The sequence below is a fragment of the Sporomusa aerivorans genome (assembly GCF_041428895.1).
GTDB classification, from domain to species: domain Bacteria; phylum Bacillota; class Negativicutes; order Sporomusales; family Sporomusaceae; genus Sporomusa; species Sporomusa aerivorans.
The window spans coordinates 1,802,344-1,826,599 of sequence record NZ_CP156926.1; the positions used below are offsets into that span (position 1 = coordinate 1,802,344).

At 47.4% G+C, this 24,256-nt stretch carries 21 protein-coding genes and 1 riboswitch; all 21 genes read left to right on the plus strand.

Annotated elements, in window-relative coordinates; all coding sequences use genetic code 11:
* The first annotated feature begins 182 nt into the window (after positions 1 to 182).
* The 21 genes from SATMO3_RS08160 (at position 183) to moaC (ending at position 24,233) form a co-directional block, all read left to right on the plus strand.
* A complete protein-coding gene (locus SATMO3_RS08160; protein WP_371379920.1) occupies positions 183 to 434 on the plus strand; it encodes a hypothetical protein in 252 nt (83 codons plus the stop codon).
* Between the two features lie 384 nt (positions 435 to 818).
* Positions 819 to 1,001: a hypothetical protein gene (locus SATMO3_RS08165; protein ID WP_371379922.1), complete on the plus strand. Its 183-nt coding sequence runs from the start codon at positions 819 to 821 to the stop codon at positions 999 to 1,001.
* A gap of 333 nt (positions 1,002 to 1,334) precedes the next feature.
* On the plus strand, positions 1,335 to 3,479 hold the full coding sequence (locus SATMO3_RS08170; RefSeq protein ID WP_371381688.1) for a sigma-54 interaction domain-containing protein: 2,145 nt from the start codon (positions 1,335 to 1,337) through the stop codon (positions 3,477 to 3,479).
* Between the two features lie 369 nt (positions 3,480 to 3,848).
* Positions 3,849 to 3,989 carry a hypothetical protein gene (locus tag SATMO3_RS08175; RefSeq protein ID WP_371379923.1) on the plus strand — a complete coding sequence of 47 codons (141 nt, stop codon included), beginning with the start codon at positions 3,849 to 3,851 and terminating at the stop codon, positions 3,987 to 3,989.
* Between the two features lie 752 nt (positions 3,990 to 4,741).
* Entirely contained in the window at positions 4,742 to 6,982 is a 2,241-nt protein-coding gene (locus SATMO3_RS08180; RefSeq protein ID WP_371379925.1) for a molybdopterin-dependent oxidoreductase, read from the plus strand.
* 29 nt (positions 6,983 to 7,011) lie between these two features.
* Positions 7,012 to 7,347 carry a hypothetical protein gene (locus SATMO3_RS08185; protein WP_371379927.1) on the plus strand — a complete coding sequence of 112 codons (336 nt, stop codon included), beginning with the start codon at positions 7,012 to 7,014 and terminating at the stop codon, positions 7,345 to 7,347.
* Positions 7,348 to 7,486: 139 nt separating this feature from the next.
* Entirely contained in the window at positions 7,487 to 8,863 is a 1,377-nt protein-coding gene (locus SATMO3_RS08190; protein WP_371379929.1) for a hypothetical protein, read from the plus strand.
* 613 nt (positions 8,864 to 9,476) lie between these two features.
* A complete protein-coding gene (locus tag SATMO3_RS08195; RefSeq protein WP_371379931.1) occupies positions 9,477 to 10,730 on the plus strand; it encodes an OFA family MFS transporter in 1,254 nt (417 codons plus the stop codon).
* A 276-nt stretch (positions 10,731 to 11,006) separates the two neighbouring features.
* Complete coding sequence (locus SATMO3_RS08200; protein ID WP_371379933.1) at positions 11,007 to 12,332, plus strand: MFS transporter; 1,326 nt, start codon at positions 11,007 to 11,009, stop codon at positions 12,330 to 12,332.
* 66 nt (positions 12,333 to 12,398) lie between these two features.
* Positions 12,399 to 13,472 carry a DUF362 domain-containing protein gene (locus SATMO3_RS08205; RefSeq protein WP_371379935.1) on the plus strand — a complete coding sequence of 358 codons (1,074 nt, stop codon included), beginning with the start codon at positions 12,399 to 12,401 and terminating at the stop codon, positions 13,470 to 13,472.
* Positions 13,473 to 13,942: 470 nt separating this feature from the next.
* Positions 13,943 to 14,773 carry a DUF2064 domain-containing protein gene (locus SATMO3_RS08210; RefSeq protein ID WP_371379937.1) on the plus strand — a complete coding sequence of 277 codons (831 nt, stop codon included), beginning with the start codon at positions 13,943 to 13,945 and terminating at the stop codon, positions 14,771 to 14,773.
* A 40-nt stretch (positions 14,774 to 14,813) separates the two neighbouring features.
* Entirely contained in the window at positions 14,814 to 15,902 is a 1,089-nt protein-coding gene (locus tag SATMO3_RS08215) for a (Fe-S)-binding protein (RefSeq protein WP_371379939.1), read from the plus strand.
* 19 nt (positions 15,903 to 15,921) lie between these two features.
* A complete protein-coding gene (locus SATMO3_RS08220) occupies positions 15,922 to 16,872 on the plus strand; it encodes a DUF169 domain-containing protein (protein ID WP_371379940.1) in 951 nt (316 codons plus the stop codon).
* Between the two features lie 35 nt (positions 16,873 to 16,907).
* Complete coding sequence (locus tag SATMO3_RS08225) at positions 16,908 to 19,103, plus strand: molybdopterin-dependent oxidoreductase (RefSeq protein WP_371379942.1); 2,196 nt, start codon at positions 16,908 to 16,910, stop codon at positions 19,101 to 19,103.
* Positions 19,103 to 19,645: a 4Fe-4S dicluster domain-containing protein gene (locus tag SATMO3_RS08230; protein WP_371379944.1), complete on the plus strand. Its 543-nt coding sequence runs from the start codon at positions 19,103 to 19,105 to the stop codon at positions 19,643 to 19,645. The genes SATMO3_RS08225 and SATMO3_RS08230 overlap by 1 nt, the downstream gene beginning before the upstream one ends.
* A gap of 11 nt (positions 19,646 to 19,656) precedes the next feature.
* A complete protein-coding gene (gene nrfD / locus SATMO3_RS08235) occupies positions 19,657 to 20,622 on the plus strand; it encodes an NrfD/PsrC family molybdoenzyme membrane anchor subunit (protein ID WP_371379946.1) in 966 nt (321 codons plus the stop codon).
* Positions 20,623 to 20,640: 18 nt separating this feature from the next.
* Positions 20,641 to 21,105, plus strand: a complete 465-nt coding sequence (locus SATMO3_RS08240) for a GNAT family N-acetyltransferase (RefSeq protein ID WP_371379948.1) — start codon at positions 20,641 to 20,643, stop codon at positions 21,103 to 21,105.
* A gap of 40 nt (positions 21,106 to 21,145) precedes the next feature.
* Complete coding sequence (locus SATMO3_RS08245; protein ID WP_371379949.1) at positions 21,146 to 21,934, plus strand: MBL fold metallo-hydrolase; 789 nt, start codon at positions 21,146 to 21,148, stop codon at positions 21,932 to 21,934.
* Positions 21,935 to 21,979: 45 nt separating this feature from the next.
* Positions 21,980 to 22,564: a flavin reductase family protein gene (locus SATMO3_RS08250; protein WP_371379951.1), complete on the plus strand. Its 585-nt coding sequence runs from the start codon at positions 21,980 to 21,982 to the stop codon at positions 22,562 to 22,564.
* A riboswitch (molybdenum cofactor riboswitch) is annotated at positions 22,561 to 22,694 on the plus strand. It overlaps the preceding gene by 4 nt.
* Before the next feature lie 79 nt (positions 22,695 to 22,773).
* Positions 22,774 to 23,754: a GTP 3',8-cyclase MoaA gene (gene moaA / locus SATMO3_RS08255; protein ID WP_371379953.1), complete on the plus strand. Its 981-nt coding sequence runs from the start codon at positions 22,774 to 22,776 to the stop codon at positions 23,752 to 23,754.
* Positions 23,754 to 24,233 (plus strand): cyclic pyranopterin monophosphate synthase MoaC, encoded by a 480-nt coding sequence (gene moaC, locus SATMO3_RS08260; RefSeq protein WP_371379954.1) that lies wholly within the window; start codon positions 23,754 to 23,756, stop codon positions 24,231 to 24,233. The genes moaA and moaC overlap by 1 nt, the downstream gene beginning before the upstream one ends.
* The last annotated feature ends 23 nt before the right edge of the window (positions 24,234 to 24,256 follow it).

Sequence of the window (24,256 nt, forward strand, 5' to 3'; positions counted from 1 at the left end):
AGAGGAAATCAATGTATCAGGAGTTTACCCGGGAGGCGCATAATATAAATTGGCTGATACAATAATTGCGCCAGTCTCAAAATGAGACTGGCGGCTTATAACCCGTCTTTTTTTGAAACTTGACGGTATATGGTTTTAGTGTTGTAATAATACTGGAAAAGCAAGGAAAGGAGGCGGACAGTATGGCTTTTACATTACAGGACGCGGCTATGGTCTGGGAGAATATCCAGCCAGACCAAAATTCCACTACTCCGGTTTCCGTACTAAAAGGAAATTGGGCGATGGATATGGCCGGTTATCAATCCAATGCGGACATGGAAAAAACATTGCGCGAGATTTTTCAGCGCGCCGGTGTGGAATATCCGGAAAAAACGCATGTATTGCATCTGAGAACCACCATGTTGACCGCACTCAGCAAGCTGAAGACAAAATAATTATACCGATGAAACTGTCCTAAATTGAGACGCCGGGTACTGAAGGAGGCAGCCATGTGTTGGTCCTGTAATCCGTATTGTGGGGGATGTAAGCCACCGAAGGAAAAACCTGCTCCATGCCTTCAGTGCGGAACTTATAATTTCCCGGAACGCAAAATTTGCAAAAAATGTGGGGGAGAACTGCCACCGCCGCCAGCGCGGCCAACCGTAATGTGCTTATACATTGATCAGATGTGTGCAAATCCTTGTAATAAACATAAAAAAGCACCACAGGACGGTATTAGCAAGACTTGTAAATGGCATACTCCTCCCAAAGCGCAGAATGACTCGGAGAATGAATGAAACTGCATGGGCTGACAAGTTTACAGGAAGGAGAGTGGTGAGATGGAATATCCTTCTTTCACCAATTCAGGTTTTGGCAATGAAACCATTATTATTTCAGAAGACGGCTATGTACTTTGGGATATGGTAGATAAAAGCAGATATTTACTTGGAAAAACAGCAGAAGAAGCAAAAGTCAGGCTTAAACAACTAAACAGAGAGCATTTGGCTTATCAGATTCCGTAATCTACAGTCATAACGGAAAAAAGTCAAGACAGTATTGAAATATCGCATAAATTATCTAAATATTATAAAATTATAATCATTTCCTAAAGAGGATTATAAAGGTATTAACAGAATAATTAATTTTAAGATGAGTTCCGAGTTATTACCTCCTGCCAGGAAGTAATAACCGAAGGGGGCAAAAAGTAATTTTTACCCCTGCCCAGATTGTGCAAAGGGAGTCTGTTTATTTCAGACTGCCTTTTTTTATTTGCCTAATGGGACGTAGCGTTATGGGGCAGGCCGGTTTGCGAAAAATTTGATTAGGAATATGAGGAGGGAATGTAGGTGACTTTCATGAAGCACGATCAGGGGACCTCCGGGATACAGGAAATTTACTGTACAATTAACAGAGAACTACTATCTCGTGAACGATGGCAAGCTATACTTCGCTGTAAACAGGATTTTTTACAGAATGAAGCTGAAGATCCCAGCAAATACCCGTATATGGATCAGGAAGTGGCCGCTTCCTGGATTAGATCCCGCAGGCGGGGCGTTAACCCTTATTCGGTAGTGACAAATTCAAATTTGACCCCGGAAGAATTAGCCGGAATTTTAAATAAGAACCGTCGCCTAATTGATGCTACCCGTTCTCTTGCAGACTCATTTAAAGAGATAATTATGGCTTGTGGCTATATACTATATCTGTTCGATAAAAACGGAGTTATCTTGCTGAATGAAGGCAGTTTGGAAAGCTTTGCGTCACTACCGGAATTTGATTCCCGGACCGGACTTTTGGTTAATGAAGATTCAGAGGGGACCACTGCCCATGAATTATGTTTGCGTCTTAAACGCCCTGTGCAATTATTAGGACCGGAGCATTATTGCGTGGCGTTTCAAAACAGCATTGCTTCGGCGGCACCAATAAAGAATAATAATGGCCAAATCCAGGCTGCGCTGGTATTTGTAAGCCAGCCTTTGCTAAACACACCAGAGGAGGAAACTCTCAGAAAAATAGGGCCGCATAGCTTAGGTTTGGTAACAGCTCTGGCGGTGGTCTTAGAGACCCAGCTCCGGCTTAATATGGCTGGCAATCTGTTAAGTGAAGCTAACGAACAGGTGTCAATATACCAAAGACAGATTCAAATTGCTAACGATAAATTCATTACTATTCACAGTGCACTGGACACTGCTTTGAACTGTATGGACGAAGGGGTTGTAACCATTGACCCCAACGGGCAAATTCTTCATATCAATCCGGCAGGTATGCGGATTTTGAAGTTAAGACCGGATGAAGTCAGTAGCCGTAATATTAATGAATTCCTGGGGAGCAATTCCTGTTTAATGCTCTTAGCCAAAAAGGGCGAGAACATCACTGTTGAAGAGCGGTTGCTGGTTGGCAATGACAGGTATTTTTATCACATAAATATTCGTCCTGTTGTTCAGCAATCTACCCAAGACTTAGAATTGGCTGTGTTAAAATTTTCTTCAGAAAAAGTGTCGGCGCAACAAAATAATAAATCCGGCAGTATGGCTGTTTGCACGTTTGAGGGAATTGTCAGTGAGAATAAAGATTTCATAAAAGGGCTGGAATTAGCCAAGCGTTTTGCCCGTTCACCGGAAAATATTCTGGTGACAGGCGAAAGCGGCACCGGTAAGGAACTTTATGCTCAGGCTATTCATAATGTGCGCTGTCCGCAAGGGCCGTTTATGGCCGTCAACTGTGCGGCCATGCCCAGGGAACTAATTGAGAGTGAACTGTTTGGTTACGAAGGCGGCAGTTTTACCGGTGCTGAACGAAGCGGCAGGCCGGGTAAAATAGAATTGGCGCATGGCGGGACGTTATTTCTTGATGAGATCGGTGATATGCCGCTTGAACTTCAGGCCGTACTGCTTAGAACACTGGAAGATAAACAAATCATGCGCGTTGGCGGCAGTCGGTATAAGAAAGTTGACTTTTACTTAATTGCCGCCACAAATAAAAACCTGTATCAAATGGTGAAAGAAAACTTATTTCGTGAAGATCTCTATTACCGTCTGTCTGTATTGACGCTTACCATTCCGCCTCTGCGCGAACGGGGTAATGATATTAAACTGCTGAGTGAGCATTTTATTGAAAATTATTGCCGCAAACATGGCTGGAATATTCCGCGCCTTAGTCCGGCAGCGCAGAAAAAAATTACCGAGTACCAGTGGCCGGGTAATGTGCGCCAATTGCAGAATACTATGATTTATGCGGTCAACACGGTGCAGGGAGATGTAATTAAACCGGAGAACCTTCCCGACTTCATTCTTATGGAAACCTGTCCGCTTAAAGTCGAGGATATTAAAAATGGTAATAAACATGTGGGTGACATGTTGTGTCTGGAGAATCTTGAAAAAGCGGCTATTGAAACAGCTCTCTTGCATGCCAACAATTACGTGCCTGATGCCGCCGAGATACTGGGTATAAGCCGTTCTACCCTATATCGGAAATTGAAAGATTACGATATTGAATACTGATAAGTTTAGATAGGCGAAGTATATTTAGACCTCCTGCGTGAGGTCTTTTTTCTTTTTGCCAAGAACATTAATAAATTGGAGACAGAAATTTTTCGTTTTCTATCCTATGAGTTAAAGCGGTTTCTTTCTACTGGCACAGTAATCTTAAAATGAAACTGTGCTCCTAAAAATAGATTGACGAGCATTCCATACAGATTCAGCATTCTACGCCTGCTAGCGGATTTTATGGCATCTCAAAAAGAGATAACCCCGCTTGCGCCTAAAACGGCCGGAGGTGCCGAAAAGGCAGGAATTGCAAGGGTTGATGGAGTTTTAAATATTCTGGCATGATTATTGCTATTTACATTTTGTACAAGGGAGGTGATATGCATGGCGGAAGATAAAAAGGCTGAAGAGAAAGCTCCAGAGTCAGGTGAAGCGGCGAAAGAGCAACCTGCTGCTAAACCTCAACTTCCTGCATCAGCCCGTAAACCGGGACAGAACTATGCCAGTAGCAAATTCAAGAAATAATTCCGGTTTTGTTTTTCGTCTGCTGTATCATAATGACAGCCAGTATGCATGACTTACATTACGTCAATTGTTGCCGGAATGTCTTTGCATAAAGCAAATTCTAATTGGCATGGTGCTGTTTGTAAAGTGATAGCAAATAGAAATTTAGGGCCTATGTTGCTCGCGCGCGGTAATGAGAAAGACGGCTGCGTCCCCGGAATTTGAGGCAGCCGTCTTTCTGATCCTGCCAAAAGTATAATTTTTATGCTGGATAAGGGCAGCAGCGGCGTCCTTTCTGGAGAGCTCGGCGCAAGCCGTGCCTACTGGCTGAATAATTTTGATGTGCAGCAAGATAAGCGGTGCTGGAAAGCAGTAGTGCTTAGATATCATCTTATAATGACACTTTGATCGCAAAAGAAGATTAGTGGAGCTGCTGCTGTTTTACCTGCCTTATTAAGGAAAAAACACATATTTACCATTCTCAAAAAAAGAACAAGCACGGCTTATTGACAAGACGAAAAAACGGGATAAACCCCAGCAGCCAGGCACTTTCTTACTTTATTAAGAAAGTTGGCATGTTTGTTGCAATACTGATAGTCGGGCGCTACGTAAGTTCGCAGCAATAGCGGACAGGGCTGTAGCTTGCTGGTAAGGGATAATCCGCCTTTAATGGCTGATCACATTTGCCAAGGCCTGATGGAGGTGTTGCGAGACAGAACAAATGCGAGGTTTGTCAAAGCAATAAGAAAGTTTTTGAAAGGGTTGGTGAGATAATGAAAAAAGAATGGATGGAAAAACACGCCGATGGTAGTTATACAGTGCGTACTTGTGGCTGGTCCCCCCCTGGAGACCATCCGGTAGGCTGCGGCATGAAATTGCACGTAAAAGACGGCAAACTTGTAAAAGTTGAGGGCGATCCGGAACATCCTATCAGCCAAGGCCGTCTGTGCGTGAGATGCTTAACTTTGCCCGAATTCGTACATCATCCTGACCGCATTATTTATCCTATGAAGCGGGCTCCGGAAGATCGCGGCAAAGACAAGTGGGTAAAGATTACCTGGGATGAAGCCTGGGATATTATCGTTGAGAAAGTCAATGGCTTTAAGAAGAATCATGGTGCCGAGTCCATCATCGTATTCGGCGGTACTGGCCGGGAAGCCTGCTTGTACTATTATCCACTGGGTTTTTCTTCACTGCAAACCCCGAATGTTTGTTATCCGCTTAGCGGCTGGTCTTGCTACGGACCTCGTTGCGCAATTACCGACTACATCCTGGGCGCAGGCTATCCGGAAATTGACTTTGCCGGCCATTATCCGGACCGCTATGATCACCCCGGCTATAAAGTTCCGGAATATTTAGTACTCTGGGGCAAAATGCCTTTATGGTCAAATCCGGACGGTTTCTATGGTCACTCTATTGTTGATATGATGAAACGGGGTACCAAAATCATCTCTATCGATCCACGTTTGAATTGGCTTTCTTCCAGGGCCGCTTACTGGATGCAGTTAAGGCCTGGCACTGATACTGCGCTGGCTCTCGCATTCCTGAATGTTATCATCAACGAAGACCTTTATGATCACAAATTTGTTGAAGACTGGTGCTACGGCTTCGACCAGCTTAAAGAACGTGTACAACAGTATCCGCCGGAAAAAGTGGCCGAAATTACCGGCATACCGGCAGAAAAGATTATTGAATGTGCCAGAGTTATGGCAACTGCCAAGCCAACTGCCATCCAATGGGGACTGGCTGTTGACGAGAATCCGAACGGCGTTCAGCTTGGTCATGCTATTCTTTCACTTTCAGCCATCACCGGCAACCTCGATGTGCCTGGCGGCATTACCTTAGGACCACCCGCTGCGCTGCTTGGCAAATGGCGTGTGGAAACCCGGTCTCAGATCTCTGAAGAACTTTGGGAAAAGCGGATTGGAGCCCAGGAATGGCCTGCACTTAGCACAGCTTTGGCTACAACGCATCCGGATGAAACGCTTGATACACTGGAAAGCGGCAAACCTTACCGGCTGAGAATGGGCTGGTTCAACAGCAGCAACTTTATTACTCCTACCAACTCGGCTGCGCCGCAAAGATGGTATGAGGCTCTTAAGACTCTGGAATTCAACGTGGTGCAGGATTGCTTCATGACACCGACCGCAATGGCTTTTGGTGATGTATTCCTGCCATTGCCGACATTTGCTGAGCATGACGGCGTAGTATTGACTCACTTCGGCCGGAATGCTATTTTTGCGGGTGCTATGAATAAAGCCTTCTCGGTTGGCGAATGTAAGTCTGATATTGAAGTTTGTATGGAATTGGGCAAACGCCTCAATCCAGAAAACTGGCCGTGGGAAAGTGTTGAAGATTTCTTCAGCGATCAGCTTAAACCAGAGCTTGGCATTGATTTCAACGGCTTGAGAGAAGCCGGTGTTTTCCAACCAGGCTACGATTACCGGAAACACGAGACCGGTAAACTGAGATTTGACGGTGAGCCTGGTTTTAATACCGTAACCGGTAGAGTTGAGCTTTATTCGACACTCTTTGAAGAGTGGGGCGAAGACCCGCTGCCGTACTACAAAGAGCCGCCGTACAGCCCTGTAAGTACTCCGGATCTTGCTAAAGAATATCCGTTAGTACTTACCACCGGCGCCAGAAAAGTTACATCCTTCCACTCCGAGCATAGACAAATTAAGTCCTTGCGCGCTATTGATCCTGATCCGGTTATGGAAATTCATCCGGAAACGGCTAAGAATCTTGGTATTAAAGATGGCGACTGGGCTTATCTTGAAAATCAGTTCGGCAAATGTAAAGCCAAAGCACAATATATGCCTGCCATAAAACCCAATGTTGTTCATTGTACCCACGGCTGGTGGTTTCCGGAAGAAAAAGCCGAAGAGCCTAGCCTCTATGGAGTATGGAAATCAAATATCAACACCCTGATCCCTCATAAACACATTGGTAAACTTGGTTTCGGCGCTCCGTTTAAGGCTATTATCTGCAAGGTTTATAAGGCGGAAGATTAAGAATATAAAAATCGATTGGAGGGAAAAGGATGTCACGTAACGGTTTGTTGATTGATTATGAATATTGCACAGGCTGCCATAGCTGTGAGGTTTCCTGTAAAAATGAAAAAAACCTGTCTAAAGACAAATGGGGGATCAAAATGACTGAAGTTGGTCCCTGGAATGTAGAAGGCGATAAATGGGAATGGAATTATGTGCCTGTTCCTACCCAGCTTTGTGATTTATGCGAAGACCGGGTGGCTAAAGGAGAAAAACCGGCGTGTGCCCTGCACTGCCTGGGGCAATGCATGGAAGTGGGACCTGTGGAAGAACTGGCAAAAAAAATGACGGACAAAGGCACTAAGATGGCCTTGTTTGTGCCCTGATTTTTGCGAGATTTGTCAGTAGGTTTTAATTATTGCATGTAAGTTAGAGTGCCATGACGGGTCCCTTCTTAGTGTTGGGGCCGTTGTGGCATTAACTATTTATAACTCGCTAATGCTGGAGCCAAAGGAAGTGTAACGCGTGCCGTTTGTCTGCAAAATTGCTATGGTCATGTTAGCTATACTGCATCTTGCGGCTTCATGGATGAGTATTGATTTGTCTGTACCGGCCTTTTTGATTACGACTGTTGTTTTGGTAGCCGGTACTGTGCTGATGGGCAAGGGCTTTAGGAAAGTTACTTTGCTGTTTCTCTGCATGGGTTGCAGCTTGCTGCTTTACTTTCGCCAGGATTTCTCTGTGTGGGTTGCGGCAACGAATTCGATGGCTAATGTAATTTCGTTGCTCGTTGTTATGCAGCTCTTTTCCATTCCTATTAAAGCCGGCAATTACCAAAGCATGATGCATTACTGGCTGATGAAATCTTTCCAGGGAGAGGCAGGTCTTTTTCTCTTTGCCACCATTCTCACCAACGTTTTTGCCAGTTTTTTATCGTTTGGCACTATTCCGGTCATGTTCTCGCTAGTTGGTGCTACCTGTCAAAATACGGTAGGTAATTATAAACGGTTTATCGCCACCGCCATCGCCAGAGGATATGCCTTAGCCGTTTTGTGGGCGCCGGGAGCCATCAATCTTCTATTGGTGGCCCAGGCGACAGGTGTAAGGTGGCTGGAATTATTTATGCCGGGATTTCTTTTGAGTTTGCTTGGTATTGTAACTTCGTACGCCCTTGAGAGCAAAGTGCATTTTTCTTCACAAGTTAACTGGTCAGGTCAGCCGGTTGAGTGCAGCACACTCACCAGCACGGAAGCTCGTGCCAAGGCCGGCCACATTGGGCTTGTTGTGATCAGTCTGGTGTTGCTTACCATTATCCTGGAGCAGTTTGACCTGGCTGCCACAACCGCCAGCCGGATTATGTGGGCAGGAGTTGTTGTGGTTGGTGTATGGTCGGCGTTTCTTGTCCGACAGCCTGATTTCTCTGCTGCCGTATCGGCGTATTGGCAGCATGGACTGTTGAAAACGGTTGATTTGGCCCCTTTATTTGTATCCATGGGTATTTTTTCTACCGCGATTCAAAAATCGGGCTTACTTACTTTAATTCAACCCGAGTTGCAACAGCTGGCAAATATAACCGGCGATCTGGCTCTGGTCTGCATGCCGTTGATATTGATAGTTTGCGCAGTGATCGGCATCCATCCGTTTATTTCTATCGTTATGTTTGGGCAGGTGCTCATGAACCTTAATTTGCCGGTAACGACTGTAGCGGTAGCTCTTTCGCTGGCTTTGGGCGGCAGTGTTGCATATATTCTTTCTCCCTTTGCCGGCATCGTACTTACTTTGGCCAAATTTCTTAATTGCCGGCCTACCGATGTTGCGCTGAACTGGAATTGGGTGTACTGTTTGTTATTCTTCTTGGAGGGGCTGGCCTTTATTTATTTCTGGGGGCGGTTGGCCTTATAGTATAGTCCCAATTTGACACTGGAATCGCAAAACCGGAGCTGCCCACCGGCGATGGTTTTCCTTTTTGGAAACTGCTAAATATGCTAACCGATTAATCTCTTTTTGAGATTGAGTACATGCTGGCTTAGATGGGCGAAAAGTTTTCCAGCCCAGTAAATTCGCAGGTTTTTAAATAAAAAGATGACTTGGCATATTTATTGCATGCCATAAATGTATGATAGGGTAAGCCTTAACTTATTTAGGGATTGTTCTGTCTTCTTTATTACGTAAAATATATAAAAGGAGGTACGCTAGCATGTGTTTTAGACCTGCATCATTATCCAAACCGGTCGAATGCCCAAATTGTAAAAAGAAGATTGCAGCGATGGCTGGTATTAAGCAAAAAAAATGCCCTTTCTGTGGGACGGAGTTACCAACCGATAATACAGATAAAAAGTAAAAGCATTGTGTTTTATGGGCAGTGCTTGGATAAAAATTTTTAGGTTGAGTAGAGGCAGGCCTGGTATTTAATGGCCTGCCTTTATACCACGCATTGCATAATGTGCAGGTGTAAAAAGGTTTTTCCTGAAAAACAGACAAGTAAAAATGCAACATAACGAAAGGGGTCGAAAAAATGCAGGAGCAAAAATATAATCGCTGGTTAATTCTTGTCGCTGCAGTCATAACAAATATCTGTATCGGGACATTGTACGCATGGAGTGTGTTTGCTTTGCCGCTGGGCAAGACTTTTGGCTGGGCGGCAACCGCAATTGCTTTGGCTTTTACTATTAATCATGCGTTAAGTCCGGTAGCCATGATTGGCGGCGGGTATATTCAAGACCGGTTAGGGTCAAAGGCCAATGTTGTTATTGGCGGAATTATGTTTAGCGTGGGTTTATTTATTACCGGCTTTGTTACCAGTGTGGAAATGCTCTACTTTACCTACAGTGTTTTAGCCGGCATTGGCGGCGGGGTTGTGTATGCCGGGACACTGGGCAATACTGTAAAGTTTTTTCCGGATAAGCGCGGTTTGGCTTCCGGTCTGGTCGCAGCCGGGTATGGGTCGGGCGCTACCATTGTTGCGCCAATCGCCAGTTCGATGATTGTGAGCATGGGTGTATTAAATACGTTTAAAGTCCTGGGCGCCGTTTTCTTTGTGGTTATCATGGTATGTTCTTTAGTTATCAAAAAAGCGCCGGCAGGCTACAAACCGGCAGGCTGGAATCCGCCGGTGGCAGTTGATTCGTCCAAACCGGCCATTGTTGACCTGGTTTGGACCCAAATGCTTAAGGATGCTACCTGGTGGATTGTTTTGGTCATGCTTACCTGTGGGGCCATGTCAGGTTTGATGATTACTGCGTTTGCCTCGCCAATCGGCCAGCAAATGTTTAAATTGAGTCCGATGGATGCAGCTCTCTTTGTTAGCCTGGTGGCAATATCAAATGCCTTGGGCAGGGTAGCTTTTGGCGCTATTTCGGATAAAATTGGTCGATCCAACACCATCATGGTCATGTATGTTATCTCCGCGCTGGCGATGCTAAACCTGGCGATGACCGGTTCAGTGATCGGATTTGCTGTTTCCGGGATTGGCGTCGGGGCTGTTTTCGGCGGGTTTATGAGTACTATGCCATCCATTATCAGTGAAAGGTATGGTTTAAAAAATTTTGGCGTTAACTACGGAATTACCTTTATTGGGTTCAGTTTGGCCGCTATCTTCGGTCCTATGACTGCAGCAACGGTAAGACAGGCTACTGGTAATTATGAACAGGCATTTTGGATTGCTTTAGGATTAAATGTGCTGGGCTTAATTTTCGCCTTCATTTTTAGAGCCAGGGATCAGCGCCGGCGAGTGACGGTTACCGTGAATGCCGGTGACAAAACTGTTTAGAGATTACAGGCGGGCAAATATGTACAGACCAGATGCATCGGTGTAATGACATTGTTAATTGCGTATCTTTATATGATTGACTGGCTGGTTTAGATTTACTCATGCTGTTGTCGCAGTGCTGGCTGCTTATGAGGGGCCTTCACTGCGATGTACGCAATTACCAATGCCATAAAAGTCCGTGGCCTACCATACGGTTCTGGAAGTTGGTAACACCCAAGAAAAAAACAATATCTCGTTATTGAAAAATTGACAAGTTCAGCTTGAAGGAGAGTTTGAATGGGTGAGAATAGACCACCACAAAATGAGGCTTGCTTAGCTTGGCGGACAATAGCCGGAGAAAAGCCGACTAAGCAGCGGGTAGTTGTGATCCTTATTCTGCTGGTAACATTATTAGTTGCGTATCTTGACAGGGTTAATATTTCTGTATTGGTTGCCGATGACACCTTTCTTCAGGATATGGGCATCAAAGGGGATGCGGTAGCCATAGGCTCTTTGATGTCGATGTTTTTATTAACGTATGCTGTTACCAATGCCTTATTAAGCCCTTTGGGTGATTTATGGGGACCGCGTAAGGTCATGGCGCTGGCAATAGTGTTCTGGATTATATCCTGTGCATATGGCGGCGTGGTATCCACTTTTGCCGGCATGATAGCCGCCCGGTGTATTTTAGGACTGGGAGAAGGCATGCACTGGCCGATGCAAATGAAGTATGTAAAGAACTGGTTTCCGCCAGGGGAGCGGGCCCGGGCCAATTCGACCTGGCTCATTGGTCTGACGGCAGGGCCGGCGCTGGCTATGCCCTTTATGGTCTGGATCATTGGTGAATGGGGCTGGCGGATCAGCTTCTTTGCCTTAGCGGCTATTGGGCTTATACCATTGGCGCTGATTTGGTTTTTTACGACCGACTATCCCCGTGAGAGCAAAAAAATTAACCATCTGGAACTGGAGTATATTGAGAGCGGCTTACGCGTAGAGGCAGAGGCCGTGGCCACCGGGGATGTGGCCGCTCCTGTTTCAAATTGGGCTAACTGGAAAGGCTTTTTACTAAATTTTGACTACTGGCTATGTGTTATTTTCTATGTATTCAGCACATCTGCCTGGTGGGGGTTAGCAACGTGGATTCCATCCTATCTAAAACAGGCTATGGGCTTCTCCTGGAAGAGTATGGGTTTTTGGGCTAATGCTCCCTATGCTGCCGGCATAATTGCCCTCATTATTGCCGGCTATCTGACCGATAAAATTGAGCGAAAGTCTACTTTTGGCATCTTACATATGCTGGGGGCGGCCGTAGGTATTTATTTTGCGGCTCATGCCACCGGACAGGTGGAAGCGGCTTTGTGGCTTGTTCTGGCTGTTGCCTCACTGCTTATTGGACAACCGGGTCACTGGTCTATTATCCAAAAGGTTGTGCCAGTTAGTGCATTGGGGGCCGGAAGCGGCTTTGAAAGTTGCCTGGGCAGTCTTGGCGGGGCTATAACGCCGATGGTTGTCGGTTACTTTATCAATGCAACCGGCAGCTTTATGGGGGGCCTGATGTGTCTGGTGCTTTTTTGTTTGCTGGGTGCTGTGGCCATGATTATGCTGTGGCTAAGGAAAGTGTGAACATTCGTGTGTGCTTCGACATTGGATAAGTATGGCAGCTACTATGCGATACAAGGGGAGAGAGCTTTGAAGGCCAGCGTCTATTTTGTAAAATTGGCGGACGATGCCGCAGCCGGGCAACAGGCAGAAGCTTTAAGACGGGTCTATGACGCCGCACACGCTTCTGCAATCCTTTCAGCAAATGATTTTGTGGCCATTAAGTTACATGTTGGCGAAGGGACGAATAATACCCGCATTAAGCCGGAGTTAATACGTGAATTGGTGGAAAGGGTTAAAGCCGGAAACGGCCTGCCCTTTTTGACCGAAACTTCAACATTGTACAAGGGAGAACGGCATAATGCGGTCAAACATCTCCTGCAGGCTCACCGCCAAGGCTTTGGCATTGAGAATGTCGGGGCGCCTTTTTTGATGGCTGACGGATTATTGGGCAATACCGAGTTTGAGGTGGCGATTCCGGGCGAACTCCATAAAACAGTGCATGTTGCCAGAGAAATTGTTGCAACTGACGTACTACTCGTCATTTCTCATGCTACCGGCTGTATTTCCACCGGACTGGGGGCCTGTATTAAAAACCTTGGTATGGGTTTAGCCAGCCGTAAAGGAAAACGGCGGCAGCATTCGGCTGTACTGCCTGCAATTGAGAACACCTTGTGTACAAACTGCCAAAAATGCCGGAAGTGGTGTCCGGCAGACGCTATTGTTGAACAAAATGGCAAAGCCAGTATTGTAGAGAGCAAATGTGTTGGCTGTGGAGAGTGTATTGCCACTTGCCGTTTTGATGCTGTAAAATATGATTTTGGTGCTGATGAAGGGTTTCTGCAGAAGAGTATGGCAGAACATGCTTATGGGGCAGTTATTGGCAAGCCGGGCAAATGTTTTTATTTCAATGTATTGATGAACATGACAAAAAACTGTGACTGCCTTGTGAAACATCCGGCTGTAAAGTTGGTCCCTGATCTTGGTATTCTCGCGTCCAGCGACCCTGTTGCCATTGATAAGGCGACACAGGATTTGACGGCAGCCGCTTATGGTTCAACTTTAGGACGACTGGCTTTCCCGGAACGGAATTCCGGTATTCAGATTGAACATGCGGCGCAAATTGGGATGGGTTTACTTGATTATGAATTAATTGAGATATAATAGCAGTATTTTTTTATAGAATTTATGAGTATATGGATATTGGACTTCAATTTTTGCTGACTGACAGTGTTTTTTTAACATTGCCAGTCATTTTTTTGCTGTGCGGGCTGATTTTTTGCCGCAGTGGCACAGTCAAATCCAGCTTCGATACATCAATTAGCTTAGGGGAAAACTAAGTGCAATTTTAAAATGAGACGAAACAAACCGAACCGTTCCCAAAATGAAAAAATAAAACTTCGATACCAGTATTTACCATGAATTATAAATGCTTGATTTATAAGGGTTTGCAGCTTTGCTTTGCAGATCGAAATGTTGGCACGGATTATGCAATAACTATTTATGGCAAGAGGATATATGTTCAGAATTTAATAAAATTACTGAGAGGCTACCGGCGGACCGGTGCAAGCTGAGCTAATCGCTGCCGGTATTTGTTACCATTACTTAACATTAACTTATGGGAGGCAGTTATAATGCGCAACGCAGTAGTTGTTTTTACGAAAGTTCCCAAGGCAGGAGAGACGAAAACACGTCTTACAACCAATCGGGGCGGTGTTTTGACCCCGGAAGAGGCTATGATTTTTTATGAAGGCTGTGTACTTGATGTCATTAATGTTTGTCTGACGGCTAACATTGGTGAAATTTATGTTTGTTATAACCACGATGGTGACCGCGATTATCTTGAACACTTACTCAGCAAGTCTTCGGACCGGTCCATGATTAAAGAAGTGTATGCCGACCAGGGCGGTAATTTTGATCAATGTATGCAATATGCCGCTGATTATATTTTGCAGAAGGGAGGCGTAGATCGTTTGGCTGACAGTGTTATGATTGTCGGTGGTGATCTTCCCAGTTTGCAGCCTTCGATTCTGCAGGACGCTGCCCGGAAAATGGAATATCTGGCAGCTACTGCTGTCGGTCAGAAAGTAGCCCAAAAGTCGGCAGTTCCAGCCGCGGACATTGGTGCCGCCTTAGTAGAGGGCGCTTGTCAGGAAGGCGGTTTTTCCCTTATTGCCTATACCTGTACAACACCGTTTGGTTTTGACCGGGTATTTTACAACATGGATGGGATAACGGCGCTGGATATGTTAGTTATGAAAGCTGTACAAGAAGAAATTCCTTTTGGTGTGGTAGAAGCCGCGCCGGATGTTGATATTCCGGTGGATCTGGCCAGTATGATTCCGGTTATTAGGGCGCTTGAGCTGGCAGCACGCTATGAGAAAAGCATCCAGGTGCCGGTAAACACGTTAGCCGTCTTAACGCAAATCGGCCTGGAAAGCTCAGCTTTGCCGCCAAACCGTTAATTGCGTGACTTTAACAATCTGAATCGATGGTGAGTATTGGATGAAAGCAATAGACGACAGCTGCCTGGAATGCGGGCAATGCGCCGAGAGTTGCCCTTTGCTGGCTGAACTGGGGCAGTCGCCGCTGCAATTAGCGCGGCAGGGCGTTGACGTGATGGCGGCATTTAGCTGCTCCTTGTGCGGTGCCTGTGAAGCCGCCTGTCCGCAAAGGTTAAATCCGGGGAATTTGTTTGCCGCCCGCCGTTATGAAGCGGTAGAGCATGGCGAAGTTGACATAGCTGATTACCGTTATCTGTTTCCGGACCGCACAAACAATATTATGAATACATATCGCCGTCAATTCGGCATTGACTACCAGGACGTGCAGGGGCAGGAAGGTGCCGGGACATGGTTTTTCCCCGGCTGCACCCTGCTGACATATTCGCCGCAATTAACCCGGGCTGTCTTTTGCCGCTTGCAGGAGAGCTTGGACTGCGGCGGAATATGGACCGACTGCTGCGGCAAGCCGCTACAACAGCTGGGGCTAAAGCGCAGGCATGATAGTATGCGGGAAAGTTTGCAAAAATTCCGGCAGGCACATAAGATCGACAGACTTATTACCGCCTGTCCCGGCTGTTATTATGAATTGCAGGAAGTCTTCAAAGAGAGTGAGCTAATCATTCAGACAGTATATGAAGCTTTGGACTTTACCCGGCGGGCTTTGTCCGGTAAAAAGATATGCACAATCCATGATTCCTGTCCAGACCGGTTTACCGGCAAATTTGGCAGTCAGGTGCGGCAGGCATTGAAGCACTGCGGCTTCAGGCTTGCGGAAATGAAGCACAACAAAGAAAAGGCCATTTGCTGTGGCAGTGGCGGTCAAATCTCTCATTTCCGGCCTGATTTTACCGAGCAGCTTGTGCAGGTAAGATTAGCTGAAGTCCGGGAGTCGGCTGCCGAAGTACTGGTAGGTTATTGTCTTAGCTGTGTTTTGAAGTTTGATAACCATGGTTCGCCCATTCCCGTGACTCATGCCTTGAATTTGTTGCTGAACGAAAGTGAAGATTACCGGGGAGCCAAAGACCGGGTTGCCAGGATGCTCAGCGGCACTGACGGGGAAAAAATTTGGCGAGAAATTATGGCAGATTGACGGAAGGGAGATCGCGACATTGAAGTACAAAGAACTAGCTGCTGTACTAAACAAAATGCTGACACTCAGGTGGTCGCCGGTGGCGGTAAAACTGTTAAAACCGGGCGAAGAAGTCCCGGCGAATGTATATGAGCCTTCCGTGCCGCTGAGGCATTGTCAGGCCATTACGATTGCCAGGCGGGGCAACAGTCTGTATATGCCGCCCCGCAAACACGCCTGCCCGGACGGCGCGGCCATTATGGGTTTGATCCCGATGTCGCCGAAACTCAGGTCAGGTGAACTGTACTTATTATTTAAAAAGTTACCGACGATTGAATGTGCGCAAAAAATGATTGCCTCCCGTCAGGAATTCGAACCGGGTATTTATCATGCCACTGTGCTGGCGCCGCTGGAAGAGGCGGAATTTGAACCGGATGTAGTTATCTTTACTATTTACCCTGAGCAGATGATGTGGCTGTGTTGTGCGGCCAGCTACGCCACCGGCGAGCGGCATACCTTTCATACCTCCGGCTACAATTCAACCTGTGCCGATCTGACGGTGCAAGTTATGAAAAACCAAGAGATGAATATCTCCTTTGGCTGTTATGGAGCCAGAGCAATAAGTGATCTTAGTGATTTTGAAGCCTATATGTCAGTGCCCTTTAAGCAATTGAGCACATTGGTGGAGGCGCTAAAGAAACTGGCTGTCAAAAGCATTCCCGAAGCCCGGCGCAAGATTTATATGCCGCCGGTTATAGATAAAACAGCCACTCCGGGCGATACAGCGGCTAACCAAGTCGAGCTTCGCATCGATGAAGAGCGTTGTACCGGCTGCGGGTTATGTGAGGCATTTTGCCCGGAAGCCGTAATTAAAATGACCACGGTCAATGATGCAGCCAAGGCAAGTGCGCCGACAGCCAAGAACTGCTGCGCCTGTTATACCTGTGTCGGTCAATGTCCGCAAAAAGCCATACAGCTGACTGTCAGATAAAAACAAAGAACATTCAAAAAAATGGAGGATAGAGGATGAGCGAAATCAAAAAAGCGGCATGCCATTTCTGCCACATGAATTGCGGTATGTTGGCAACAGTCGAAAATGGAGCAGTTACCAAAGTAGTGGGAGACCCGGAGCATCCTTTTAATGCCGGGGCGCAGTGTCCCCGGGGAGCTTCGGCCTTAGATCATTTGAATCATCCGAACCGGATTAACTACCCGCTGAAACGGGTAGGCGAGCGGGGTTCAGGCCAGTTTAAACGTGTATCCTGGGAAGAGGCCTTAGATGATATTGCGGCACGTTTAACAGTTTTAAAAGAGCAACATGGCGCCGAGACCATTGCTACTACCGGGGGAACCAACCGAACCGACGATTTTGCCCGGAGACGTTTTTTCAATCTTTTAGGCAGTCCTAATGTTGTGCATACAGCGCCTGTATGTTGGATCCCTACCTTTCTCACCGAGGCCTCATCCTACGGCTGGTGCGCTTCTGAACCCGAAATAGCCGGCGCAAAATGTATTGTTTTTTGGGGCCATAATCCCGGCTCTTCTTACTTGCCGGAAATGCGCGGCTTGTTAGCGGCTAAAGCTAACGGAGCCAAAATTATCGTCGTTGATCCTAACTTTACTGAGTCAGCTTCGAAAGCGGATATCTGGCTGCCGTTAAAACCAGGTTCGGACAACGCTCTGGGACTTGCCTGGCTGAACGTTATTATTAATGAAGGCTTATGTGATTATGATTTTGTTTACAATTGGACCGAGGGCTTTGAAGAATTAAGTGACAGGGTACAGGAATACACGCCCGAGTGGGCAGCCGAAAAAACCGGTCTTTCGCCCGAATTGATTATTGAAACTGCCAGAATGTATGCGATGAGCAAGCCGGCTTGTATCGTTTGGGGAGTTGCTGCTGACCAACTGGGAAGAGGTAGTGCGGCTTCAGCGCAAACACGCGTAGCTCTGCGGATTATTTGCGGTAATTTAGATGTTCCGGGCGGCGATGTCATGCCCGGCCCTCACCCGACCTTTATTACTGACTGGGAAATGGAATTAAACGATATGCTGCCGGAAGAGCAGCGGGCGAAACAATTGGGGTCAGATCGGTTTAAACTGAATTCCTGGCCGGGCTATAAACTCTTAACCGAGAATATGCTCCGTGTATGGGGTAAAAGTATCCCGGCGGAATGGTTCTGTGAAGCCAACCCTTCGTCACTGTTTAGAGCCATGGCGACAGGTGATCCCTATCCGGTAAAGGCCTGTATCACCTTGGCCAATAACCCGCTTGTATCGTACGCTAACTCCAAACTCGTTTATGAAGGCTTAAAGAATCTTGATTTTTACGTTGTGATGGAGTATTGGATGACTCCGTCGGCTATGCTGGCTGACTATGTTTTGCCGGCTGCAGGCTGGTTGGAAAGACCGGTTATGACTACAACGTATGGGGTTTCTGACTGGTTGATTGCCTCTGAGAAAGCCATTGAGCCGATGTATGAACGTAAGTCTGACACCGATTTCTGGGCTGAACTTGGGCATAGAATGGGGCAAGGCGAATATTGGCCCTGGAAATCGGATGAAGAAATATTTAAATACCGTATTGATCCGATCGGCTTAGAAGTTGATAGCTATGAAGAATTTGTTCAATGCTATCGGATGCATTTTGCTGAGCGTGATTACCGCAAATTTGAAACTCGTGGCGTAGCTACGGCTTCAGGCAAAATTGAATTAAAAATTTCCCTTTTTGAGCAACTCGGTTATGATCCATTGCCTCATTATGTTGAGCCGCCGTTTAGTGCAGAAGCCAAGCCGGAGTTAGCCAAAGAGTATCCGGTAACTCTCGTGGCCGGCGGTGGTTTTATGCCTTTCTTCCATTCGGAACACCGGGAAATAACAAGGATCAGACTATTACGGCCCTATCCACGGGTGGCCATTAATCCGGCGCTGGCCCAAAAGATGAACATCCAGGAAGGCGAGTGGGTTTGGATTGAAACGCCAATCGGCAAGGTTAAGCAGACCGCTTTTATTACCACAGCCGTAGCCCCTAATGTTATTCAGGCAGAACGTGGTTGGTGGTTCCCTGAAAAGGAAATGAAAGCTCCCAGCTTAATGGGTGTATTTGAATCCAATATAAACGTATGTGTGGATGACGATCCGGACACTTTAGATGAGCTTTGCGGCAGCTTTTGCTCTCGCGGCGTTATGTGCCGGATTTCGAAAGTGGAGGGGAACGACTAATGCATTGGGGAATGCTAATTGATTTAAAAAAATGTGCTGGTTGCTATGCCTGCACGATTGCGTGTCAAAATGAAAACAATTTACCTTTTGATATGAAATATTGCAAGGTTGCCAAAGTCGGGCCAATTGGGGAGTACCCGAATTTAACGTCCTACAATATTACCTTAGGCTGTATGCATTGTCAGGAGGCTCCTTGTGTTGATGGCTGCCCCACAGGTGCCAGCCATCACCGGGAAGATGGCATAGTGTCTATTGATCCGGAAAAATGCGTCGGTTGTCTGTTCTGTATGGTGGTTTGCCCTTACGGCGTACGGCAGTTAAATGAGGAAAACGGCGTTGTGGAGAAGTGCACCATGTGCTTCAGCCGGCTGGAGGAGGGCATGGTCACACGCTGTGTGGAAACCTGCCAGTTAAAGGCCCGGCATGTCGGTGATCTCGATGATCCGGACAGTGAAATTGTCAAGCTGATCCGCAAAAATAATGCGCAGCCGTTGTACCCGCATTTAGGAACGAAACCATCAGTTTACTATATCATGCCATAGGAGGGGTTAGCATGGAAAAGCAGCAAGAATATTGGGCAAGTCTGCCGGCGTGGTATTTTTTCCTGGCCGCAATGGGGGCCATGATGTTTGTCACAGCTGCAGTGACCGATTTATTGGGAAATCCCATCGCCGGACAAATTAACGGCTGGGTAAGTATCGTAGCTTTTGTTATGGCCGCTTTTGGCGCGCTGCTATTATTGGTGGAACTGACCCATAAGAGCAGAGGGCATTTGGTAAACGCACGCCCCTTTGCCTCGGTCATGAGTTTTGGTTCGTTAGTACAAAGTGCCTATATTCCTTTGGTATTTTTGTACGCAACCTGTTTCTTCAGTTTTGTTCCCTGGGCGGGAATCGGCTGGCTCAAAGCCATCCTGGCTGTGGTGGCCATTATCACCGCCTTACTCTATGTAACGTATCCGGGAATCGAGCTGGCAGAAGCCAAAGGCCGGGCATTTTGGAACGGCGGCGGTTTGATCGGCGTTTTCCTGATTAACGGTACGGCAACCGGGATGGCGGCGCTCCTAATCATGCTGATGGTGCTTGGCCAGGCCGATAGCGCTTATACCGCGACCATCCGCAATCTGTCGGCGGCAGTGCTTGTTGCCCAGCTCTTTACCGTGCCGGGCTATGTACTGGGGATGAAACTGTCTTCGGCCGAGGAGGCGCGCCGCGGAGCCGCCAAGCTATGGAACGGTGAATTCAGCAAATCCTTCTGGCTGGGAATTGTCATCCTGGGAACCTTGGTTCCGCTGGTATGCAATCTGCTCTTTAGCTCGGTATACTGGCTGGTTATTGCCGCTGTGCTGACACTTATCGGCGGTATCAGTTTCCGCATTGATTTCCTGCGGGCAGCGGTACGGGTGACCTTGCCCGGCGAGGAACGGGAAGAAATGAGCCGCAAAGAGATTGCCCAACTGGCTATGACGCTGGAAGGCTGCTGGCAGGAAAAGGCTCGCTGGCTCAACGCACAAAAATAAAGCAGAGGTATTACTACTATGCACACCAGGATCGAATTTGCAACAAGTCAAGCTGAAGATGAGCTGCAGGAATTGTTCACAGCCTATGGTATGAGCATGGCGGGTGATGTCGATGAACACATCGTGGTAAAACAAGATAATAAAATTGTGGCGGGAGCCATGGTGGCCCAGCTTGATAACAGTCTGTATCACATTTTGCTGTTTGCCGTGAGGATGGATGCCCGGTCGCAGGGGGTAGGCAGCCGGTTAATGCAGGCCATGCTGCGTAATCCCGGACGATACTGTCAACCCCCCGGGGAAAGCAGTGACGCTTCCTATCAGGTTACTACCGTGGCCCGGGGGACAGCGGTACCGTTTTATGAACAAAACGGCTTTATCGCCTGTGATTTTTCGGAACTGGCATACCCCTTTGATACGCAGTGCACAGGTTGTTCTGACAAGAATAGGTGCAACCCGGTGGCCATGATGTTTGCGCGTTCATGAGCGCAGTACAGACAAATCAGCACAGAGGAGCGAGCGGAATATGGAAACAAATTTTGTTATCCTGGGAACCGGCGCGGGGCCGGGATTGCCATCCTTCTTTTGTGATTGTGTAGGCTGCCGGGAGGCCAGAAGTAATCCGGCTTTAGCCCGGACCCGCAGCGGTGCATTCCTGGATACCGGCACAACCAAGATACTGATTGATACTTCACCGGATCTTAGGCAACAGCTTATCCGCGAGCAAATCAGACAGGTTGATTACGTTTTTCTTACTCACTGGCACTATGATCATTTTGGTGGTTTGGGGGAACTGGAATATTATGTGAAACTGGTACGTCACGAACCTATCCCGTTGTTTTTACCACCAAGTGCCGTCCCGCAATTTACGGCCGCTTTTCCTAATTTGCGCGAAGTGTTTTCCGTCCGGGCGTGGGAATTTAACAAGCCCTATGGTTTTGGCGAGGTAAGTCTTATGCCTTTGCCTGCCAATCACGGTATAGAAACGGCCGGTTTTTTGGTTAGCGCCAAGGGGTGTCAGTTGGCGTATTTTCCGGATACTGCCGGCTTGCCGGCTGAAAGCGCAAAAGTGGTGGTCGGTGTTGACTGGCTGGTGTGTGACGCCACTTTCCATGGCGAGAACTGGTTTCCTCACGCCCATATGTCCATCGAAGAGGCCATTGCACTGGGACAGGAAGTAGGCGCTGGAACTACCATCCTTACCCATATGGCCATACATTACAGCCAGCCGGTTGCGAACAAAGAATTGCAGGCTGAAGCCACCCGGCAGCCGCAGGTAGCGGTTGCCTACGACGGTATGCGCATCAGGCTGTAGCAGCTTAGAAGCAGATACGGTCAGAACCCGAAAGGGGAGAATACCATGAAAAAGTCGCTGGGATCAAAGCCATGGGCGCTGCCTTCACCGGTATGGGTTGTTGGCACCTACGGGGACGACGGCCAGCCAAACATGATGACCTTGTCCTGGGGCGGCATCTGCTCATCAGACCCGCCGTGTGTTGCCATCTCGGTGCGGAAGTCGCGTTTGACATATAGCAACATAATTAAGCGCAAAGCTTTTACCATTAATATACCATCCAAGCAGCACCTAACTGCGGTTGATTACGCCGGGATTGCTTCAGGCAAGCACGCCGATAAGTTTTTGGCCGCCGGCCTTACCCCAATCCAAAGTGACCTGGTGCAGGCGCCTTATGCCGAGGAATTTCCCCTGATATTGGAGTGCAGGCTGCTGCATACGGTAGAAATTGGTGTCCATACTCAATTTATCGGGGAAATTCTGGATGTTAAAGCTGAGGCAGCGGTGCTCAATGAACAAAAATGCCCGGTTATAGAACTGATCAATCCGATTATTAGCACGGCACCGGACCGTAAATATTATGAAGTGGGCGGCTGTCTGGGGCAAGCCTATCACACCGGTTTGAAAATCGTGGGCACGAAAATTAAATAAAGATTGGTACTCCGAGCTGACTGACCTAACGGCATTCTATGGTCAGTCAGTCTGAACCGGCTGGTTCACGGGGCAGCGGGAGAAATTCCGCTACCTCCCATCTTTGGAAAGGAGGCGTTTCATGAGTTTTTTCAAAGAACTTCTGTGCGCTTTCGTCACAGAAGTTTTATTTTTGACTATTCATTTAGCAGTAAGGGGAGTGAATGTCCGTGTTTGATAGTTATGCCAGAGAAATTGACTATTTACGTGTTTCGGTTACGGACAGATGCAATTTGCGCTGTAAATACTGCATGCCGGAAGAGGGGATTGAAGATATTGGGCATACCAATGTACTGGCATTGGAAGAGATTTTTCGACTAGTCCGTATCGCTACCCGGGTTGGCATTCGTAAAGTGCGGTTAACCGGTGGCGAGCCGCTTGTCCGCAAGAATATTACCAGGCTTATTGCGCAAATTGCCGCACTACCCCAGATGAAAGAGGTTGCTATTACCACTAACGGAATTTTGTTTGCCGACATGGCTGCAGAACTCAAGGCAGCGGGTCTCAAACGGGTCAACTTCAGTTTAGACAGTCTTCGCCCTGAGCGGTTTCGCTATATTACCGGCCGGGGATCGATGGAGGATGTTACGTGTGCTATTACTAAAGCGCTGGCGCTCGGGATGGCGCCGATAAAAATCAATACTGTCGTCATGAAAGGGATTAATGACGATGAAATCCTCGATTTTGTCAGACTGGCGAAAGAAATGCCGCTCCACGTGCGTTTTATTGAGTTCATGCCGGTAGGTGATTTACCGTTTTATAAAACTGACCGGATGGTTACGGTCAGTGAGATAAAAGAAATTGTCGGGCAGCAGTATAGCTTGCATAAGAGCTTAACTGTGCAAGGCAACGGACCTGCCAAATGCTATCAGATAAATGGCGGTTTGGGTACGGTTGGTTTTATCAGCGCCATGAGTGACCATTTTTGCACCGAGTGCAACCGGATTCGTATGACAGCCGATGGCAAGCTGCGTGGTTGTCTGTTCGGTAAGCAGGAACTCAACCTGAAACTGGCCTTGCAGAATGGCGCCAGTGATGAAAAAATTGCGCATCTCTTTAGCAAAGCCATCAGGGAAAAACCTAACCGCCACTACATGGGGGAAGGCTGGGGCGCCGATAACAAACGCAAGATGTACCAAATAGGAGGATAATGATGGAGTTTACTCATTTCAATGATGCCGGGTATGCCCGCATGGTGGACGTTAGTGCCAAAACAGATACTGTGCGGATTGCTGCGGCGCAGGCCGTTGTGCGTATGCAGCCGGCTACGCTGGCTGCCATCAGGAGCGGTGGTATAAAAAAAGGTGATGTGCTGGGAGTTGCGCAGGTGGCCGGCATCATGGGCGCCAAGCAGACGGCCGGTGTCATTCCCATGTGCCATCCGCTAATGTTAAGTTCAGTAAATATCTCCTTCGACATCAATGAACCGGCTTCCAGTATAACCATTAACTGTGAGGTGAAGACAACCGGCAAAACCGGTGTGGAAATGGAAGCTATCAGCGGCGCCGGTATTGCCGCTATGACCATTTATGATATGAGCAAAGCCATTGACCGCTGGATGGAGATTACGGATATCAAGCTGTTGGAAAAATCAGGCGGGAAAAGCGGTCATGTGAAGCGCGGGCAATAAAGAGTAAGGTGTTCCAAGGAGGC

Excerpts from the sequence above, each read along its gene's own strand:
- SATMO3_RS08160 (WP_371379920.1), top strand. The coding sequence starts at position 183 with ATGGCTTTTACATTACAGGACGCGGCTATGGTCTGGGAGAATATCCAG.
- SATMO3_RS08165 (WP_371379922.1), top strand. The coding sequence starts at position 819 with ATGGAATATCCTTCTTTCACCAATTCAGGTTTTGGCAATGAAACCATT.
- SATMO3_RS08170 (WP_371381688.1), top strand. The coding sequence starts at position 1,335 with ATGAAGCACGATCAGGGGACCTCCGGGATACAGGAAATTTACTGTACA.
- SATMO3_RS08175 (WP_371379923.1), top strand. The coding sequence starts at position 3,849 with ATGGCGGAAGATAAAAAGGCTGAAGAGAAAGCTCCAGAGTCAGGTGAA.
- SATMO3_RS08180 (WP_371379925.1), top strand. The coding sequence starts at position 4,742 with ATGAAAAAAGAATGGATGGAAAAACACGCCGATGGTAGTTATACAGTG.
- SATMO3_RS08185 (WP_371379927.1), top strand. The coding sequence starts at position 7,012 with ATGTCACGTAACGGTTTGTTGATTGATTATGAATATTGCACAGGCTGC.
- SATMO3_RS08195 (WP_371379931.1), top strand. The coding sequence starts at position 9,477 with ATGCAGGAGCAAAAATATAATCGCTGGTTAATTCTTGTCGCTGCAGTC.
- SATMO3_RS08200 (WP_371379933.1), top strand. The coding sequence starts at position 11,007 with ATGGGTGAGAATAGACCACCACAAAATGAGGCTTGCTTAGCTTGGCGG.
- SATMO3_RS08210 (WP_371379937.1), top strand. The coding sequence starts at position 13,943 with ATGCGCAACGCAGTAGTTGTTTTTACGAAAGTTCCCAAGGCAGGAGAG.
- SATMO3_RS08215 (WP_371379939.1), top strand. The coding sequence starts at position 14,814 with ATGAAAGCAATAGACGACAGCTGCCTGGAATGCGGGCAATGCGCCGAG.
- SATMO3_RS08225 (WP_371379942.1), top strand. The coding sequence starts at position 16,908 with ATGAGCGAAATCAAAAAAGCGGCATGCCATTTCTGCCACATGAATTGC.
- SATMO3_RS08230 (WP_371379944.1), top strand. The coding sequence starts at position 19,103 with ATGCATTGGGGAATGCTAATTGATTTAAAAAAATGTGCTGGTTGCTAT.
- nrfD (WP_371379946.1), top strand. The coding sequence starts at position 19,657 with ATGGAAAAGCAGCAAGAATATTGGGCAAGTCTGCCGGCGTGGTATTTT.
- SATMO3_RS08240 (WP_371379948.1), top strand. The coding sequence starts at position 20,641 with ATGCACACCAGGATCGAATTTGCAACAAGTCAAGCTGAAGATGAGCTG.
- SATMO3_RS08245 (WP_371379949.1), top strand. The coding sequence starts at position 21,146 with ATGGAAACAAATTTTGTTATCCTGGGAACCGGCGCGGGGCCGGGATTG.
- SATMO3_RS08250 (WP_371379951.1), top strand. The coding sequence starts at position 21,980 with ATGAAAAAGTCGCTGGGATCAAAGCCATGGGCGCTGCCTTCACCGGTA.
- moaC (WP_371379954.1), top strand. The coding sequence starts at position 23,754 with ATGATGGAGTTTACTCATTTCAATGATGCCGGGTATGCCCGCATGGTG.